The organism is Rhodococcus sp. NPDC077669, assembly GCF_040686915.1.
In the GTDB taxonomy this organism is placed as follows: Bacteria; Actinomycetota; Actinomycetes; order Mycobacteriales; family Mycobacteriaceae; genus Rhodococcoides; species Rhodococcoides fascians.
In genome coordinates this window covers 1-16,074 of sequence record NZ_JBFBMD010000038.1, presented here as the reverse complement: position 1 = coordinate 16,074, position 16,074 = coordinate 1, and the positions used below count along the sequence as shown (strand labels likewise).

Genomic DNA, 16,074 nt, shown 5'->3' with positions numbered 1-16,074 from the left:
TGCTTGATGGTGTTGTGCACTATGGCTTTCCGTGTTCGGGTACGGTGCGATTATGGCTACGAACATGCTTATCGACCCGGCTCGTGTCGTCACCGCCCGAGGCCGTCACCTCGGGAACTATCGCTTCGGGCTCGTCCGCTACGAGCCTGAGAAGTGGGGGCGGATCATCACAGCCCCAGATGAGGGTCAGACGATTCTCGTTGCACCGATCGACGGTTCGGACGCGTTCGATCTATCGGTGATCCGCGACGCTGAGTTCGACGTTCTTCCGGTTACCTCGGATGGTGTCTGAGCCGCCCAGGGGGAGAAGCAGAGGGCTGACACCGTCGAGTGTGCTTCCGCGGCTGGGGGTGTGAGCACTGCTCGTGTCATCCGAGGCGACGGGACGGGCGGGGCACTTTCTCGGGTTCGTTGTTGTCGACGACGTTCCAGTAGCGGCCGTTGGCGTCCATTGCCGAGTACCAGATGCTAACGAATGCGGGAGCCGGGTTCTGCTCGGCGGGATCGTCCGATTCCCACCGGATATTGAACGTTTCACCCGCCTCGAGCACGGCCTGCCTACGCCAACCACCCGATCTGATCGGTGTGTCCTCCGACAGGGCTGTCTCTGCGAATGCCCGCATATTCACCGCGTCAGCGTCGTCTTCGACCTGGGCGCGGAAGCCGTGAATTTCGATCTCGTACAGCGGGTCCTTGCTGCGATTGGTGAATTCTGTGCGCCACTGTTGCTTTCGGTTCGCGTCGAGGCCGTCGGGCCACGGGAGCATGTGCAGTAGTCGGACCTGGTTCGCCTGGTCCTCCAGGTCCGAATGCCGCGTCGATTGGTACGACCGGAGGGCGAGTACGACGCCTGCGGCGGTGAACAGAGCACCACCTGCCGAGACCCATGCCGGCAGCGAGCCCAGATCCACGTTGGTGTGGGTACTCGTCAGAGCAAGGACGGCGACCAGGCCGAGCGCTACGGCCATGGACCATGCCCAGTCTCTCTTGCGTGGACGTGCACGCCAAAAATCGCTGATGGGGCACCCGATCGCGGCACAGCCCAATACAAGGCCTATGAGAGCTGTGGCTACCCAGAACTCCTGGAAGACCCGATCTACGGTCCACCCCGTCCGGTGGAGGAAAAAGGTGCCGAAAATGACGGCGAGTGCACCGCACACCAGGCCTGCGCTGCGGCTCCAGGGGCGATCTCCACGCATTGCTTTCACCCAATCACCCTAAGGAGGTGAGCCCACCTGTGCCGCCTGCAGGCACCCTCGCGCCTGGCCGGGTTGGTGTGCAGTGCAACCATCGACTGCGAACTTCCGAACTGACCACGAACAGGCAGACTGGCGCAGCAGGGGCAAGGCCGCACAACGACCCCAGCCGCCCTGGAAGCTATGCCGTAAGCACCGTGGCACTCGCGCACCAGACAGCTACACAGCACCCCTAGAGCCCGCCCCAGCACGATCGGCAGCCTGGCCGGGCCTTGCCCAACGGACGGTTCAACGCGCGTTCTCTGCGATCGACACCTGCTCGTCGTAGAGCACCGCGTCGAAGTGCACGAAGTTGCACCGCCTCGAATACGCCGGCTTCGTCATCGCCACCAATGCCAACAACGTGAGGGTGGATTCGTAGAGTGCGAACCATTCGTTCTCTGGCCGTTTGCAAATGCGGGGTTCATCGCCGTGTGCGAGGTGATTGCGGGCGTCGACGAGGTCTCCTTCCCTTACCGCCCTCGGGCAGTTGGCCGCAGAGCCGATTTTGGGCCTCAGGCACTACGACGCGAAGGTTCCAGCCCAGTCACCAAGGGCGGTGACAAAACCTGCAGTGTCATCTGGGTCGACCTCGGCGATCCACTCGTGGCCGCGACGTATGCGCAGCTTGCCGTACGGGTTGGGTCTGCCCGGGGAATGTGCGTGCGGTCCGCAGCGAACGGGAGTGATGTAGCACGGTGTGTCGCCGTCGCTGATTTTCCCGGGGTGCACAGCGACAACGCAGTGTGCCTCGCAGGGATCGGTATGTGCCCGTGCGCGTCCGCCGTGATGGTTGCATGCAGCGACGAGTTGTTCCATCCGTCGGATTTGTTTCGCGGCCCTCAATCGGTCTCCGAAATCGAGTCCTTCGCTGTAGCAGGTGCGTAGGTAACCGGATGCGCCTTCGGGTAGAGGTCCTATGGAGCCGAATTCTTGAACGCGGGTGACCAGGCCGGCTTGATTGACTCTGCTGTCGGTTTCGTATTCGTCGCGAGTGTGGTCGAGTAGGTCGCGTCGTTCGTCAGCGTCGGTTTCGAGTTCATCGGCAACAGAGAGTCGTTGTGTGGTGGTCAGGTCGTCGAGTAGGGAGATGAAGTAGTCGTCGACGAGCTGCTCTGCCAGTGCCGAGGACGTCCACGTTTCTCCATGGCGCAGGCCGTCGGTCGAAACTGTTTGTGGCCCAATTCTATTGGATGTTCGGAGCTGCACGATCAATTTCGATATGGCCGTGGCTATCTCTGGGTAGGTGTCGAGCCACATAGCTGCGTCCCATGCGGATTCCGATAGTTGAGTGAGGTAAAAAGCAAGGCTGTGAGCGTACGAGGCGCTGGCGACGGTGGTGATCTTGATGGAATGTTCTTCTGAGTCGAAGCCCGGCCACGTCGCGATTACCGCTGCCCGGTCGTGTGATGCCTTCATTACGCTGTAGCTGGTCATGATGGTGCCGCCTTCTCGTTTGAGAGCCGGGCCGAGCCGGGCGACCAGGAGTGCACGTGGCACTGCCAGACTGGTTGCCAAGCAGGGACAGCCGAAATAGTGGAGGATTCGCCGGAAACCCCGTAGCACCACCACGGCGTCGCTCCTGACCATTCGAGTATGTCACCCGAACGTGGCTGAGGGCAACGACAAGGGCTATGTCCGGCTCGCCGTAGGTCGTTCAAACTATGTCACCGTCCACAGTCGATCTAGTCAGTTCGATCACCGAATCCTCGAACACCACGTCGTCGACAGATGACGACAGATCCGGTTCCACACTGGGGAAGCGGTCACCGCCGCGCCCGGAACTCCCGGCTCCGAAGTCCGCCGGAATGACCACACCGTCACCGCGGTCGTCGCCGCCGAAAGGAGCCTCTCCTGTAGCACCGCTGATGTTGTCAGGCTCGCTTGCGCGCTGCTGTTCGTCACCTGTATTCCGCGAGTCCATGGTCGAACTGTAAGGCGCTCGCCGGTGCCCTGCGGGGGGGGCAGCCACACCGGATCGATACACCGGGACAACACAGGGTGACGCACCGACGCGTTGAATCGTCCTTCGGCCGCTCAGCCGGTCTTGATAAAACTGATACCTGCTGCGTCGGCATCCGGGGTGAACCTCATTTCGCGTGTCGAGGTCGAACCGATCGCGGTGGGCGCGTGCGCGCAGACTCGCCCACCTCCATGCCCGGGCGGGTTGTTCGCTCATCCTGTTCTGCTGATGACGGCTACGAGTGCCAGGAATACGGCGGTCCCGGTGGCACCGAGAATCGCGGCGCTGAGGAACCCGCGTTCGGGGTCGAGTGCCCACGCCGCGCAGGTGATCAGCACGAGCGCTACGCCGCTCCAGAACAGATAGGTGCGGCGGGGGACAGATCGAGGGTGTTTCGTCACGGCGTGCCGGCGGTGCTGTCAGCTGCGGGACTGTTGGCTGCGGTGTTGGTGGGTGGGGGAGCAGGTAGTGCGGTGACGTCCTGGTCGTCGGCGAAGACGAGGGTCCTGGAGTCCAGGGCGATCGCCCAGCGGTGTGGGGGTGTCCAGGTGCGACCGAGGGTGTCTGCGGGCAGGAGGTAGTCCCCGAAGTCCTCGACGAGTGTCCCTGCAGAGGTGGTCCCGTCGGGGCGGTGCACTTCGATGATGTCACCAACCGAGAGGGCTCCGGTGGTGGTTTGTTTGGGATCGGTCATAGTTCAGCATTGAAGCAGGCCGGTCAGCCGCTGATTCGCGGTGGTCTCGACGCCTCGCCTGCGGACAACGCCGATAACGTCGTGGGTATGGGGCCGTGTACAACAACGGAAGAGTGATGGTGATCTGTCACCGCCACCGGGCGAAAACCGTCCCCGTTCTATTTCCGATGAAACCCTGTTCGGTTGACGGGTTGTTCACTCATCGAGAGACAGACCGCGCCGGTGGTAGCGGTGCTCTGCGTACCAAGCTCGGTCCATTTTGCGGCGCAAGACCAGACTGTTACTGCGTTATCTGTGCCGACGATTCATCTGCTGCTGACTCTCGGGCAATGTTTTCGTCGGTGTGCTGCGGGTACTAGCGTCAGGTGAGTGAGAACGATGATGTCCCGTCCGCACCGGTGGATGCCGACCCGGATGATCCGCGCAAGGCCGACTCGCCGACGGAGCTGACGAAAACGTCGTGGCTGTTCGTGCTTCGCAAGACTGCGCGTGAGTTCTCGCGTGATCAGTGCACCGATCTCGCGGCAGCGTTGACGTACTACGCAGTGTTGTCGCTGTTTCCCGCTGTGTTGGCGATCGTGTCGCTGCTCGGTGTGTTCGGGCAAGGACAAGCCACCGTCGATGGTGTGTTGCAGATCGTGTCCGATCTGGGACCCTCCTCGGCGGTGGAGACGCTGCGGGAGCCGATCACGCAGTTGGTGTCCGCTCCGGCCGCAGGGTTCGCTCTGGTTACTGGTGTTGCGGGTGCGTTGTGGTCGGCGTCGGGGTATGTGGGGGCGTTCGGGCGGGCGATGAACCGAATGTACGAGGTCGAGGAAGGGCGTCCGGTCTGGAAATTGCGGCCGGTGCTGTTGCTGGTGACGGTGGCGGCGCTGGTGCTGATTGCTCTCGCGGCGGTGATGCTCGCGGTCAGCGGACCGGTAGCAGCCGCGGTGGGGGATGCGGTCGGTCTCGGCGATACCGCGTTGACGGTGTGGAACATCGCACGGTGGCCGGTCGTGCTGGTCATCGTCGTTCTCGCGGTCGCGTTGTTGTATTACGCGACTCCGAATATTCAGCAGCCGAAGTTTCGGTGGATCAGCAGCGGAGCAGTGGTGGCGATCGTGGTGTGGGTCGCCGCGACGATCCTGTTCGGGTTCTACGTCGCCAATTTCGGCAGCTACAACAAGACCTACGGATCGTTGGCCGGGGCGATCGTGTTCCTGCTGTGGTTGTGGATCACCAACCTTGCGTTGCTGTTCGGTGCCGAACTCGATTCCGAACTCGAACGTGGCCGACAACTGCAGGCAGGGATGGTCGCCGAGGAACGTTTGCAGCTCCCACCCCGCGATACTCGGGTGTCGGAGAAGAACGAGGAGAAAGATGCCGCCGCCGTCGACGACGGACGACGGCTTCGGCTTCGGCACCAACATGCCACGGCACATTCCAGCGGTGCTGGGCAGCGCGATGACAGACACAATCGCACGACACACGGCGACGAAAAGCCGTTGCCTGTACCTGTTTCCGGCTCCAGCACTGGCGGAGACATCACTTCGAATCAACATATGCAGGGAGAAACAATGAACGCTCATTCCGGGCCACCGTCGGAGGAAGCCCGCACTTCGGCTGCGGATCTGTCGACAGTGCAGCTCGTCGAACGTTTGACCGATCAGGTGTCGACGCTGGTGCGCAGCGAGATCCGCTCAGGCCTCGAGGAAGTGAAAAGCAAAGGCACCCGGCTCGGCATCGGTATCGGTATCACCGGTGCGGGCGCACTGCTGCTGTTCTTCGGTCTCGCCACTCTGATAGCAACTGCAGTGCTGGGGTTGGCGACAGTGCTGTCGGCGTGGCTGGCAGCGCTGATCGTCGCCGCCGCAGTCCTGGTGGTGGGAGGGGTTTTGGCTGCGGTGGGGACCTCACGCGCGAAGAATGCGGTACCTCCGGTACCGGCAGAGACCGTCGCCAGTGTCAACGACGACATCACCGCCATCAAAAAGGGAATCCGATGACCGAGAACAAGCACGTTGCACGCGGTAACGAGACAGGCGAGGAGGCGCACGTGACAGACCCGCCAGTAGCGCCGGTGCCGGATATCGAACAGCAGCGCGCCGAACTCGCCGAGACGGTGGCGGCGCTCGCCGACAAAGTCGATGTGCCTGCGCGGGTGCGCAGTGAAGCAACCGTTCAGGCGGAGAAGGCCAAGACGTTGGCTCAGGACAATCCGCAGGTCGCCGCGGCCGCTGTCGGGACCCTGGTCGCGGCGGTAGTGATGGTTGTGTTCTCGCGTCGTCGCCGTGCGCGGCGGTTGCTGCGATGAGTGCGGTGTCGAAAGCGGTGTACAAACCGCTGTCGCTGGCTACCAGCGTGCTCGGCGGGGTACTTGCCGGGGTGGTGTTCAAGCAGGTGTGGAAACGTATCGGCGACAACGACACCTCGACTCCCGACCCGAAAGACCTGAGCCGCACCGTCCAAGAGGTGCTGATCGCGGCCGCCATTCATGGCGCGGTGTTCGGGGTCGTCAAAGCCGCCGTCGACCGTGCCGGAGCGAAAGGCTACCGCGCTCTCGCCCACGAAGACCCCAGCTGATCACGAGAGCCTTACACAGGCGTCCGCACTCGATCGGCGGTCTGGTGCGGCTTCCCGTTCGACGATGCCGAAACGTCGATAGAAAACGACTACGAGTTGTCGGAACGGCGATGCACTCAGGGATGGTGTCAGTTTCAGAAGTAGGCTGCACGATTTGCTGGGATTTTACCCGTGATTGCAGTCGTCTTCTGACATTCTGAGTGCAGAAGTGAACTGCACAATCGGCACCACAGGTCGGGGTGTTCAAGGCTGTGGTGGGGGTGGGCGGCCGATGTGCGGACGGGTCGATACGTCGACCAGAATCATCGGTATGACGGAAGAGCGGTCGGCAGAGACTTTTGTGGGGTTCGCGGTGCGCTGGGAACCCTATGGAGGTGCCGATGACGAAGACATCTTCGTGGCGTTCGGGATTTCGGGTGCGGAGTATCGGCGCCGGTTGTGGTGGGCCTTGAATCTGCCCAGTGGCCCAGACCTGGACGACGATGTCCGTGATCGACTCCGTGAGTACGCCATGCGTACCACGCGCCTACGCCGTCGTCGGGGCGGTAGCGAAGTTCGCGATGCACTCAGTGGCGTGTGGAAATGGGGTGATTCCTACGGTGATCGCGACGTGAATCGACTTCCCACCAGCGAGGGCGATCAACGCGAGGATCAGTAGTGTCGATGACGTTTGTCAGTGTCAGAAGTTGGCTGCACTTCGTGCTGACGCCGGGTGTTGGCCTGGGGAACCTTTGGTGCGGTTTCGCAGCGCCCGCGTGATGTCGATGATCGTCATGGCCAGCAGGACTGGTATGGCAATGCTTAGTACGGCCGCGGACCCGATGACCGAGGCAACCAGAATTGAGTAGATGTCCACCGGTCAGGTCTTGTCGCTGATGTCGTTCGGTGTTGTCGGTGCTGTCGTCGACGGTTCGGATTTGTGGTGCTCGATGATGTCGGCGTCGTCGGCGAAGATCAGCGTTCCGTCTTCCGACGCGATGGCCCATCGATGGGGCATGGCCCAGTCTCGGCCGGCGGCGGGGACGGTCAGCAAGTAGTCGGCGAAGTCCTCGACTACGGTCCCGGTAGCGGTGCCGCCCTCTAGGCGTCGCACTTGGAGTGTGTCACCAATGGTGGGTGGTGTCGTTGTGATCTCTACCGGTTCGGTCATGACGGAATTGAAGCAGACGAATTCTCGTGGCTGATCATGCGTCCATCGATTTTCAAAGTCGTCGATGTGCCCGAGACCCCCACGGTGGCAGCTTCGGAAGTTGACTCGCATCGGCCCGGCGGGCCATGTGCGAGAAACGGCGATTGGCGGTGGGCTATTTCAAGTGCCGGTACAGCGTCGATCGCGACACTCCGAGCACTTCTCGGATGTCGGTGAGTGACATTCCGCCGGTGCGCATTCGCTTCGCTTGTTTGATTTGCGTCCCGGACATCGCCGGTGGTCGGCCACCGAGTCGCCCTTGGGCGCGTGCCACCGCCAGTCCGAGGTTGGTGCGTTCGCGGATGAGGTTGCGTTCGAATTCCGCCAACGCTCCGAAGATGGAGTAGATCAGCTTTCCGCCGGAGGTGGTCGTGTCGATCGCTTCGGTCAGCGAGCGGAATCCGACGCCATCGACGTCGAGCTGCTCGACCGTTTCGAGGAGATGGGGGAGTGATCGCCCGAGACGGTCGAGTCGCCACACGACCAACGTGTCGCCGCGCCGCAGATGCGAGAACAGATCCGACAGCTGCGGCCGAGACGTCGTCGCACCCGACGCAGTTTCCGTCCACACTCTCGAACACCCGGCAGCGCTCAAAGCTTCGCTCTGCGCGTCGGCGCTCTGATCGGTCGTCGACACCCTCGCGTAGCCCAGAAGTTCTCCCACAGGGTCGAGTGTGTCACAACTCGTCGTAGGGACACATTTCGGCGTGTCGGTTTTGAACATGAGTTCTGACACACACGCCCATCGTCCTTGCCGTGTCAAATCCAGGGCGTGTCTAAAACGAAGGTTAAAGACGCGTAGTCATAAGTGAGCGCCTAGGTTCGGACGATCGGGCAGTCAAAGCACCAAAGGAGCAATCTAGCGTTTTCGCTAGATTACTTGAGAGGTGTCAAGTGCAGCGCACTTCTGAACTCGTGCACTCGTCTTCTGAAACTGACACACCTGCACTCACGACAGCAAAAAAGCGTGAAGCCACCCGAATGCGTAACCAAGGCAGTGTAATTGGCGATATCGCTGATGTTCTGGGCGTCAGCAAACGCACGCTCTACCGTCATTTCGAGAAGTCGGCGAAGGGTGCGTCGCGATAAGTGACCTTTTGGCGGCGTGGGGCGCACACGCCGGGTCGGTGACGAACGCATGGTGGGTTGAAGTATCGGTAACAGGCAGGGCGGAACGGGAGATAACGCGGTGTGCCTCTTCATCGAACTAAAGCCGCCGCCGCTCGCTTGCCGGGGTCTACGTCCATGGTCGGTCGGCGAGGATCGCGCCGCCGTACGTCCTTCGGCATAGGTATTGCGGTAGCTGTAGTTGCATTGACGGCCTGCGGAGCCTTCGAAACAGAGGACCCACCGGTGAGCAAATACGAGCAGTGTGTGAACGAGGCTTCCGATCATTTGCAATCGTCTGTGGGACTGAGTGAGCAGCAGGCTCGCAGTCAAGCGGCTGACAGTCCTCGGTGTTCACCGTTGAAAGAAGAAAATGCGAATGTCGCCCCGACCGCTCCGCCCCAAAAGCCGATCGAGTACGAAACGACGCCTGAACGAACGGCGTACTTGGTTGAAATCGAATATTCCGCTGTGTGTATGAGCAACAAGGCCGGTAGAAACAAGGCACAAGTCATGGAATATCTGGACGTTTCGTACGCACCGGAATTATCAGAAAAGATCTACACCGAATCGATCCGGCGGTGCTGACAGCATGCTTTTTCATGGCCTCGAACGGTATGAACCATGGTGGGTCCAAGGTTCGAGGTCTCTATGTCAGGGAAAGAGAGTCACGTGGCGTTCTGGTGGGCCAGTCAAGGCAAGAATCATCCAATTGCCATCCAGCAGGGCTCGTTGTGGACCTGCACGTGGGCCGACGGTTCGCTACCTACCGACCGCGCGTTGATCAAGAAGATTCACTCTGGCGACGTCGTTTTCCACTATCAAGGCCCATTTCTCCGTGCAGTCAGTGTGGCCGACGGCTCGTTCGTGGCTTACCCACGTCCAGACGGCTACCCCAAGGGAATTGACGCTGACCCCGACGACGGCTGGCTCGTGACCGTAAAACCCGTCATCCAGGGGTTGGAGATCCACCGAGATCGAATTGCGGAACTACTACCGCACGGCTCGCCGGGACCCCTCGACAAGAACGGCAGTCCACAACAGAAATACCTCTCCAGCCTCACCCCGCTCGATGGCAATCGGCTGCTGGCAGCGGTCGACCTCACAGACCCGTCCGGCACTACCAACATGCTTACCAACCCGGCCGAAATGGATAGCGAAGATCGCAACACAGACGCCGCCGCCCGCGCATGGTCGCGAATCGAACAGCGCGGACTACGTAACTACCTGCTCGCCAGCCGAACCGAAGCAAGCTGCGGATTGTGTGGCAGGCTCCTGCCCGCGCCATTGCTCGTAGCCGGCCACATCAAACCCAGAGCGCACTGCACCAACCAAGAACGATGGGACTACCGCGCCATTGCCATGCTGACCTGCCTACTCGGATGCGATGCGCTATTCGAACACGGGTACGTCGCGGTCGACGAAACGGGCACAATCGTTTCAGGACGGCCTACCGCAAACCACGAGCTACTCGATGCTGCAGCAGATCTGATCGGAACCAGGTGCCCGGCCTACAGCGGCGAGACATCAAGCGCGTTTCAGGCCCACCGCGAACTCAGACGCGCCTAAGCGTCCAACAGATATACGACCACAGCCATCCGGATAGCTGTTCCGACATTCTCAGCACACACTCCGATGTAAGTACATACTTCTCCGTGAACGCACACGCGCCGCTCTCGCTGCGTTGCTTGTGAGCGGTATTCGGAATTCATAGGCCCGACCTTGGTGACAACATGCGGCGCTGCGTCCGTTACCTTGGCCTCTGTGACAGTCACCGGAGACGACCCAGCAGACGAGCAACGCGTACCCTCGTCCCCGCTGGTGGTAGGGCCGGCCTTGCAGACGCTGACGATCGCGGCAGTGAAGGCGGGAATCGACACCCTTCAAGGCTTGCGCATTCACGAACAATTTCCGGCCTACCTGCAGGTGCGGCAGCAAGCAGTCGCAGCGGACAGTTTCGACGTGATCGTGCCCCAATGGGCAGAAGTCGGCCAACTGTTGAAGATGCCTGGCGGCCCGGCGAAGAAGCCAAACTATCGGCCGTGGTCCTCCCGCAAGGTAAAGGATCCGAGCAGATTTTGGTACAACGAGAACCTCGCCGGAAGCTTCGCCCCGAAATCGATCCGCACGACCTCCCGATTCATGCTCAATGACGCCGGCGACGGGTTCGCCCTGCCCGACGACCATGCCCAACAGGCCCTCGCGATTCTCCTCAAAGGGTCGAAAGTGCCCGCATGGGCGCTGGCTGCCTACTACCTGCGCAACTACGGGTTCGTCTTCGACGGCACAGGCGGCTGCAACGAGCTGATCGACGGGTTCAAGACGGAATTTCTCTTCGCAGACAGTGCTGACTTCGACGTCCTATTCGACGCTAGCGACCCGGAGGCCACCTTCGACTGGTTCCAGCCTCACGAGGCAACAGCAACCGTTCCAGGTGATGGGGGAGATCGCGATGTCTGAAGTAACGCTCGTCAAAGACGTCAGGGAACTGACGGCCGACGACCTCGGCATCGGGTACGCCGCTCGGGCCGATACCTCCCACGGGTCCAGCGCCCCCGACGCGCCGATTTTGCAGTCTGACGATCCGCGTTTGGCGACGATAGTCAGCTTGGCGCGACGCTTCGGCGGGGTGATTCTCTCCGGCCCACCGGGTACAGGAAAATCTTGGCTGGCCGGTCAGGTTGCGAACCATCTCACCGCCGGTGAGGACAGCCGACGGGCCGACATTCAGTTCCACGCCTCGTACCAGTTCGAAGACTTCATGGAAGGCTACCGGCCAAAAGACGACGGCTCCGGGTTCGTACCGCGAGACGGCGTCTTTCTTCGGCTCGTATCCGATGCTCACAACGATCCGGGCAAAGACTACGTGATCGTTATCGACGAACTGAGCCGCGCCGACGTGGGGCGTGTGTTCGGGGAAGCTCTCACCTACATCGAGCGCTCGAAGCGAGGGCAAAACTTTCAATTGCCCTCCGGCAAAACGGTTTCCATACCGATGAATCTCCTCATGATCGCAACGATGAACCCACTGGACCGCGGTGTCGATGAAGTCGACGCAGCTTTCGAGCGCCGATTCGCAAAAGTTGATATGCCGCCCAACCGGGAACTGCTCGAGGAACTCCTCGACCGCAACGGCCTCGATCAAGCGATCGCTCGCCGCCTTTTGGCATGGTTCGGTCGGATCAACTCCCGAACCGCGAACACCCCGGCCGCAGCCGTAGGGCACGCGTACTTTGCAGACGTTGTTGACGCCGATTCGTTGCAGGAAATCTGGGATTACCAGCTGAAATACCACGTCAACCGAGCCTTCCAATACGACCACGAAACCCGCGACGAAATCATCAACGGGTGGGAGTCGATCTTCGAAGTGCGTCCCGAGGACGACACTGCTGACGACGCCGGCGAGACGACTACCGAGACGACATGACGATTCCCACGTCGATCGAGCCCAGTGCGCGGGGACGTAAGGTCCTCACCGCCCAAGAGTATGGGCCCATCGACGTAGATCCAGGAGATGTCATCGGTCCGGACGGCCGACTTGCACTTACCCCTGGCGTTCTCGGCAAGTACGTTCGAGCAGACTTCAAGAACAACGAGCTCCGGCTCAGCGCCATGGGCGTCACAGGACTCATACCCCTCACCGACCGACTGACTGTTCAAGTGCGCCCGCGGTTTCCGCTACGAAACCTGACATACATGGTCTCTGTCTGCGGTTACACACCGACAGTGTTGTCCGCGTTGCGTGAATACACTTCCACCGACCAGTTCGATGACTGGATGCTCGACGTCATGGCGGACGCCCTGATCGCGGCCTTCGAGACCATCACATTGAACGGTCTACTCAGGACCTACCACCGTCGCACCGAGGTCTCGTCGTACCCGCACGGCCGAATAGATACCACGGCGACCCTGCTGAGGCTCGCCTCCCGGGGGATCAACCATCTCGCGCAATACTCGTGGTTCGAGCGCACTATCGACAACCCGCCCAACCGGTGCTTGAAGAGCGCAATGACAATGCTTCACCGCCGCTATCTCCGCCACGACAGACATCGAGGTTCGCGAGCACGCATCGCGAAGTTGGGGGAGGCGCTACGAGTACTGCACACGGTCACGCTCGAACCGCAACCATTCAGCTTGGACGACCAACAGGTTCGGGGCACACTGCCCCTACCGGAGACCCGAAATTACTACCGTCCAGCGTTGGAGCTGGCCATAGCCATTCTCACCGGACGAGGAATCAGTCTCGACGCATCGACCGGAACCATCAGCATGCAGTCCCTGCTGGTCAAGACCGAAGATCTATTCGAGGAATTCGTGCGGCTCAGTCTTCAACGATCACTCGCCGAGCGTCCGGGCCTCTTCGTCCTCGACGGAAACAATGCGCCAGGGAAGTTGCCCCTATACGAAGACTTATCACCGGCCGAACGGGCTCTGCTTCCAGATCACGCAATGCCGCAGGGAGGCAAAGCCCCAGAAGCCAACCCCGACATCGTGTTCAGACTCGAAGATGGCAGCCACCCGGTGGTCTTCGACGTCAAGTACACCGAGGTCCATAGCTACACTCCTCGATCGGAGATGGAGCAGGTCTTGCTCTACGGGCTGCGTTACCGGTCGCCGGTAGCCCTCACGATCCACCCCCTCCGAAGTGGCACACCAGGGCTTCACATCGCCGGCCGGATCGGAACAGTCATCGTGGCGCAGTACCGTGTCGACCTTGCTGCTCAGGAACTCGACGCAGAAATGGAAAAAATGGCGCTCTGCATTGCCGAGTTCATTTCCTCGTAGACCGACCCTTGGCCTTCCGGCTTTTCGCGGACACCTCAGGCTCCTGCATGAGTGGCACCAAGTCGACGCCGACGCTGTCGCGCCCGAGGCCGACTGCCGTCTTCAACGTGGTGCCGGTGCCCATGAACGGATCCAGCACTACGCCTCGCGCCGGAGTGCCGTGACCGCAGTCCGTCCACCCAGTGGTGACCTTCTTGGAGAAGGTGAACTCGCGGAAATAGCCACCTAGCGCGGCTTTGGCCTCCGCCGCAAGCCGCTGGACATCAGCAGAGTTGCGGCCGGTACCGTTCTGAAATTTTGTGGCCTTACCGACGTCCGACACACCGGTGGCTTGGATAGCTCGTATGTGTTCTGGGGTGAGGTTGTGTTCTTTGGCCAGCTCCATGGCCCGTCGAGCCTGAGGACGCGCTGGATCGAGCTGATCAGTGCGCTCGAACACACGCGTCCGCGGCTTGTTACACGTCGAGCAGACCTGCTCCGGGCAACCGAGCATGACCGCACGACGAACCAACTCCTGCGGGAACGGAGCCAAATGCGCGCCCATATTTCGTTCGGGGTTGATGTTCCACACGTCGCCAGGGTTGGCACCATTGCCCATGAGCTCGCTGTATCCAACGAGGTCGTAGTAGTACGACGGCTTCAATGCCAGGTGAATTATGTACTCGTGCCTGTTGGCCAGACGGTTCTTGGCCGGCTCGGGCATCCCACCGTCCTTCGTCCAAATGATCCGGTTACGGATCAGCCACCCGCGTTGAACGGCATCGAACTCCAGCAGGCCTGGAATGCCCATGAGAGACCGGTTGTAGTACGTGTCGCCGACGTTGAGAAACACCGACCCGGTCGGCCGAAGCACTCGCTTCCATTCGTCCAGGCACTCCATCATGGACTCCACGAAGGCCTGCGGGGTCGGCTCCTGCCCAATCTGATCCTCATGGCCGTAGTCACGCTTCTGCCAGTACGGCGGCGAGGTGACGATCAGATCGACCGAGTTGTCCGGCAGCCCAGTCGCGCGCGCATCGCCTGTGACCACTCGCATCGACGCAGGTTCGAGCTGTGTCTCCCAGTCAGTCAGATCAGTGACGCCCACCGCCGACAAATTCGTCTTCTTCGACCGGCGGGACTTGGCTCCATCGGCCTGTGGGGCGAGGGACACTTGCTTCTCCTTCTGCGGGTCTACTGACCCAGTGTGGTTCTCTCGGGGGGAGGAATCACGTCGACACGCAAACACCGTAACCTCTGAAAGACGGCGTACCGATCATAATACACCGCTATACGGTACGTCTAGGCCGCTGTACATATTGAATAGGACTATTCTCGCTATGACGGATGCCAGGACTGCAGTCGAACGCGCTCAGCTGCGTGCCGACCTCCTGCACGAGTTAGAAAGCATCGCAGAACGTCTACGTGTCAACGAGACGGAGCACGCAGCGCTGTTGACCCAACGCGCCGAAAAGGTGCAAGCCCTCAAGGACGCAGGTGCCAAAACCGATGAGTTGCAAGAGGTTCTAGGAGTCACAAGAGGTCGGGTGCACCAGATCCTACGAGGATCGCGAACATAGTCGTTCACTGAAGTTGACACACGACTGCGAATTGCCACCAGTACCGAAGCCTGAACAAACAAGCACTACCGCGGCATCGCGCATGGTCGGTATCCGTCGCTCCCGCACAATTGTCTTGCGAGCTCCACGGCGTGGAGGTGGCCACCTCAGGCGTCAACGACCGTTCGGTATCCCGCCTGGCGGCGGTGCCGGCCACCCTGCGGGCGTCCACCGAATCGAACTCCGCTGCGCTCCGCATAGTGCAGGACATCGTTCTTTCGGGCATCTGGCTGCCGGCGAGTCTGCGTCACCCGGGCCCGCCTTACCCACCCCTGACTCCGCTGCGCTCCGGCCTACCGGCGCCGAAAACTTTTCATAGCGCCTTCGGCTGAAAACTTTCACGGCTCAGGGGCAGGACACCGTTCCCGTGCGCCGCCTACTCTCCCCACGCCAGATGACGGCGAAAGAACGCAGGGGAGGACGCAAGGCCGACCCGGCACGAGTTCCGAAGGGCAGCAACAGTTATGACCGAGCACATCGAGACAGAGGCCAAGACCGTGAGCAACATCGACGTCGACGACTACTGGACCACCTACGACAAAGCCCTCGACGCGGCCGCGACGTGCAGAAGCGTCGAATCCCTGATTGACACCCTGAACCGCTACTACCCACCATCGTCCGGAGTCGCGTTCTTCCCCAACGGAGCCGACCGCGACCTGCTCGGCACCCTCACCGACGCCGGACACTTCGCTACCGTCTGGGTCCAAGCGGACTACCACTTCGCGCTCCGCGACGGATGCGGAGACGGATTCACCTACATCGAAGGCGACATCGTCCGCGGAACCTCCCGCCTGTGACCACCGGCCCCGGTGCCTGACGGCACCGGGGCTACCAACCCATCATCTGGAAGGAACGCCCCTGATGCCCGCACAAGCAGTGAACACTGGACACAGGGTCGCTAGGCACCACGATTGACCTACCGCACAAGTGACCGGTGT

General features: G+C 61.1%; 20 protein-coding genes. 12 read left to right on the top strand and 8 right to left on the bottom strand.

Translation table 11 applies throughout. The features are described from left to right. Window positions 1–52: 52 nt before the first annotated feature. Window positions 53–292, top strand: a complete 240-nt coding sequence (locus AB0P23_RS24135; RefSeq protein WP_139278553.1) for a hypothetical protein — start codon at window positions 53–55, stop codon at window positions 290–292. Window positions 293–368: 76 nt separating this feature from the next. Here the strand turns inward: AB0P23_RS24135 and AB0P23_RS24130 are convergent, their stop codons facing one another. The 5 genes from AB0P23_RS24130 to AB0P23_RS24110 all read right to left on the bottom strand — a co-directional run bounded on the left by AB0P23_RS24130 (window position 369) and on the right by AB0P23_RS24110 (window position 3,892). Then, the gene (locus AB0P23_RS24130) at window positions 369–968 is read right to left on the bottom strand and encodes a hypothetical protein (protein WP_037186477.1); all 600 of its coding nucleotides are present in this window, start codon (window positions 966–968) and stop codon (window positions 369–371) included. Window positions 969–1,757: 789 nt separating this feature from the next. Continuing rightward, window positions 1,758–2,672: a hypothetical protein gene (locus AB0P23_RS24125; RefSeq protein WP_363799643.1), complete on the bottom strand. Its 915-nt coding sequence runs from the start codon at window positions 2,670–2,672 to the stop codon at window positions 1,758–1,760. Window positions 2,673–2,892: 220 nt separating this feature from the next. After that, complete coding sequence (locus tag AB0P23_RS24120) at window positions 2,893–3,159, bottom strand: hypothetical protein (RefSeq protein ID WP_363799641.1); 267 nt, start codon at window positions 3,157–3,159, stop codon at window positions 2,893–2,895. 251 nt (window positions 3,160–3,410) lie between these two features. Continuing rightward, complete coding sequence (locus AB0P23_RS24115; RefSeq protein WP_032375675.1) at window positions 3,411–3,599, bottom strand: hypothetical protein; 189 nt, start codon at window positions 3,597–3,599, stop codon at window positions 3,411–3,413. Then, window positions 3,596–3,892 carry a hypothetical protein gene (locus tag AB0P23_RS24110; RefSeq protein ID WP_052063203.1) on the bottom strand — a complete coding sequence of 99 codons (297 nt, stop codon included), beginning with the start codon at window positions 3,890–3,892 and terminating at the stop codon, window positions 3,596–3,598. Before AB0P23_RS24110 ends, AB0P23_RS24115 begins: the two co-directional genes overlap by 4 nt. A gap of 365 nt (window positions 3,893–4,257) precedes the next feature. On the opposite strand from AB0P23_RS24110, the gene AB0P23_RS24105 reads away from it, so the two are divergent. The 4 genes from AB0P23_RS24105 to AB0P23_RS24090 all read left to right on the top strand — a co-directional run bounded on the left by AB0P23_RS24105 (window position 4,258) and on the right by AB0P23_RS24090 (window position 7,115). Next, complete coding sequence (locus tag AB0P23_RS24105; protein ID WP_052063204.1) at window positions 4,258–5,880, top strand: YhjD/YihY/BrkB family envelope integrity protein; 1,623 nt, start codon at window positions 4,258–4,260, stop codon at window positions 5,878–5,880. Window positions 5,881–5,930: 50 nt separating this feature from the next. Further along, window positions 5,931–6,188 carry a DUF3618 domain-containing protein gene (locus AB0P23_RS24100; protein ID WP_363799638.1) on the top strand — a complete coding sequence of 86 codons (258 nt, stop codon included), beginning with the start codon at window positions 5,931–5,933 and terminating at the stop codon, window positions 6,186–6,188. Beyond that, a complete protein-coding gene (locus AB0P23_RS24095) occupies window positions 6,185–6,457 on the top strand; it encodes a DUF4235 domain-containing protein (RefSeq protein WP_032375676.1) in 273 nt (90 codons plus the stop codon). The genes AB0P23_RS24100 and AB0P23_RS24095 overlap by 4 nt, the downstream gene beginning before the upstream one ends. A gap of 310 nt (window positions 6,458–6,767) precedes the next feature. Next, window positions 6,768–7,115: a hypothetical protein gene (locus AB0P23_RS24090; protein WP_094642614.1), complete on the top strand. Its 348-nt coding sequence runs from the start codon at window positions 6,768–6,770 to the stop codon at window positions 7,113–7,115. A gap of 201 nt (window positions 7,116–7,316) precedes the next feature. Here the strand turns inward: AB0P23_RS24090 and AB0P23_RS24085 are convergent, their stop codons facing one another. Next, a complete protein-coding gene (locus tag AB0P23_RS24085) occupies window positions 7,317–7,607 on the bottom strand; it encodes a hypothetical protein (RefSeq protein WP_068051213.1) in 291 nt (96 codons plus the stop codon). Window positions 7,608–7,761: 154 nt separating this feature from the next. Then, window positions 7,762–8,310: a recombinase family protein gene (locus AB0P23_RS24080; protein WP_032375677.1), complete on the bottom strand. Its 549-nt coding sequence runs from the start codon at window positions 8,308–8,310 to the stop codon at window positions 7,762–7,764. A 230-nt stretch (window positions 8,311–8,540) separates the two neighbouring features. Here AB0P23_RS24080 and AB0P23_RS24075 point away from each other — a divergent pair, with 230 nt between their 5' ends. The 6 genes from AB0P23_RS24075 (at window position 8,541) to AB0P23_RS24050 (ending at window position 13,538) form a co-directional block, all read left to right on the top strand. Then, on the top strand, window positions 8,541–8,735 hold the full coding sequence (locus tag AB0P23_RS24075) for a helix-turn-helix domain-containing protein (RefSeq protein WP_363799636.1): 195 nt from the start codon (window positions 8,541–8,543) through the stop codon (window positions 8,733–8,735). 264 nt (window positions 8,736–8,999) lie between these two features. Continuing rightward, window positions 9,000–9,341: a hypothetical protein gene (locus AB0P23_RS24070; RefSeq protein WP_363799634.1), complete on the top strand. Its 342-nt coding sequence runs from the start codon at window positions 9,000–9,002 to the stop codon at window positions 9,339–9,341. Between the two features lie 84 nt (window positions 9,342–9,425). Continuing rightward, window positions 9,426–10,322, top strand: a complete 897-nt coding sequence (locus tag AB0P23_RS24065; protein WP_363799633.1) for a hypothetical protein — start codon at window positions 9,426–9,428, stop codon at window positions 10,320–10,322. A gap of 195 nt (window positions 10,323–10,517) precedes the next feature. Next, window positions 10,518–11,213, top strand: coding sequence for a hypothetical protein (locus tag AB0P23_RS24060; RefSeq protein WP_363799632.1), 696 nt, complete (start codon window positions 10,518–10,520; stop codon window positions 11,211–11,213). Continuing rightward, the gene (locus AB0P23_RS24055) at window positions 11,206–12,180 is read left to right on the top strand and encodes an AAA family ATPase (RefSeq protein ID WP_363799630.1); all 975 of its coding nucleotides are present in this window, start codon (window positions 11,206–11,208) and stop codon (window positions 12,178–12,180) included. The genes AB0P23_RS24060 and AB0P23_RS24055 overlap by 8 nt, the downstream gene beginning before the upstream one ends. Next, on the top strand, window positions 12,177–13,538 hold the full coding sequence (locus AB0P23_RS24050; RefSeq protein ID WP_363799628.1) for a hypothetical protein: 1,362 nt from the start codon (window positions 12,177–12,179) through the stop codon (window positions 13,536–13,538). Before AB0P23_RS24055 ends, AB0P23_RS24050 begins: the two co-directional genes overlap by 4 nt. Here AB0P23_RS24050 and AB0P23_RS24045 read toward each other — a convergent pair. Further along, window positions 13,525–14,691, bottom strand: a complete 1,167-nt coding sequence (locus tag AB0P23_RS24045; protein ID WP_363799626.1) for a site-specific DNA-methyltransferase — start codon at window positions 14,689–14,691, stop codon at window positions 13,525–13,527. The genes AB0P23_RS24050 and AB0P23_RS24045 overlap by 14 nt on opposite strands. Before the next feature lie 909 nt (window positions 14,692–15,600). Between AB0P23_RS24045 and AB0P23_RS24040 the strand changes: the two genes are divergently transcribed. Then, a complete protein-coding gene (locus AB0P23_RS24040) occupies window positions 15,601–15,933 on the top strand; it encodes a hypothetical protein (RefSeq protein WP_363799624.1) in 333 nt (110 codons plus the stop codon). Window positions 15,934–16,074: the final 141 nt, after the last annotated feature.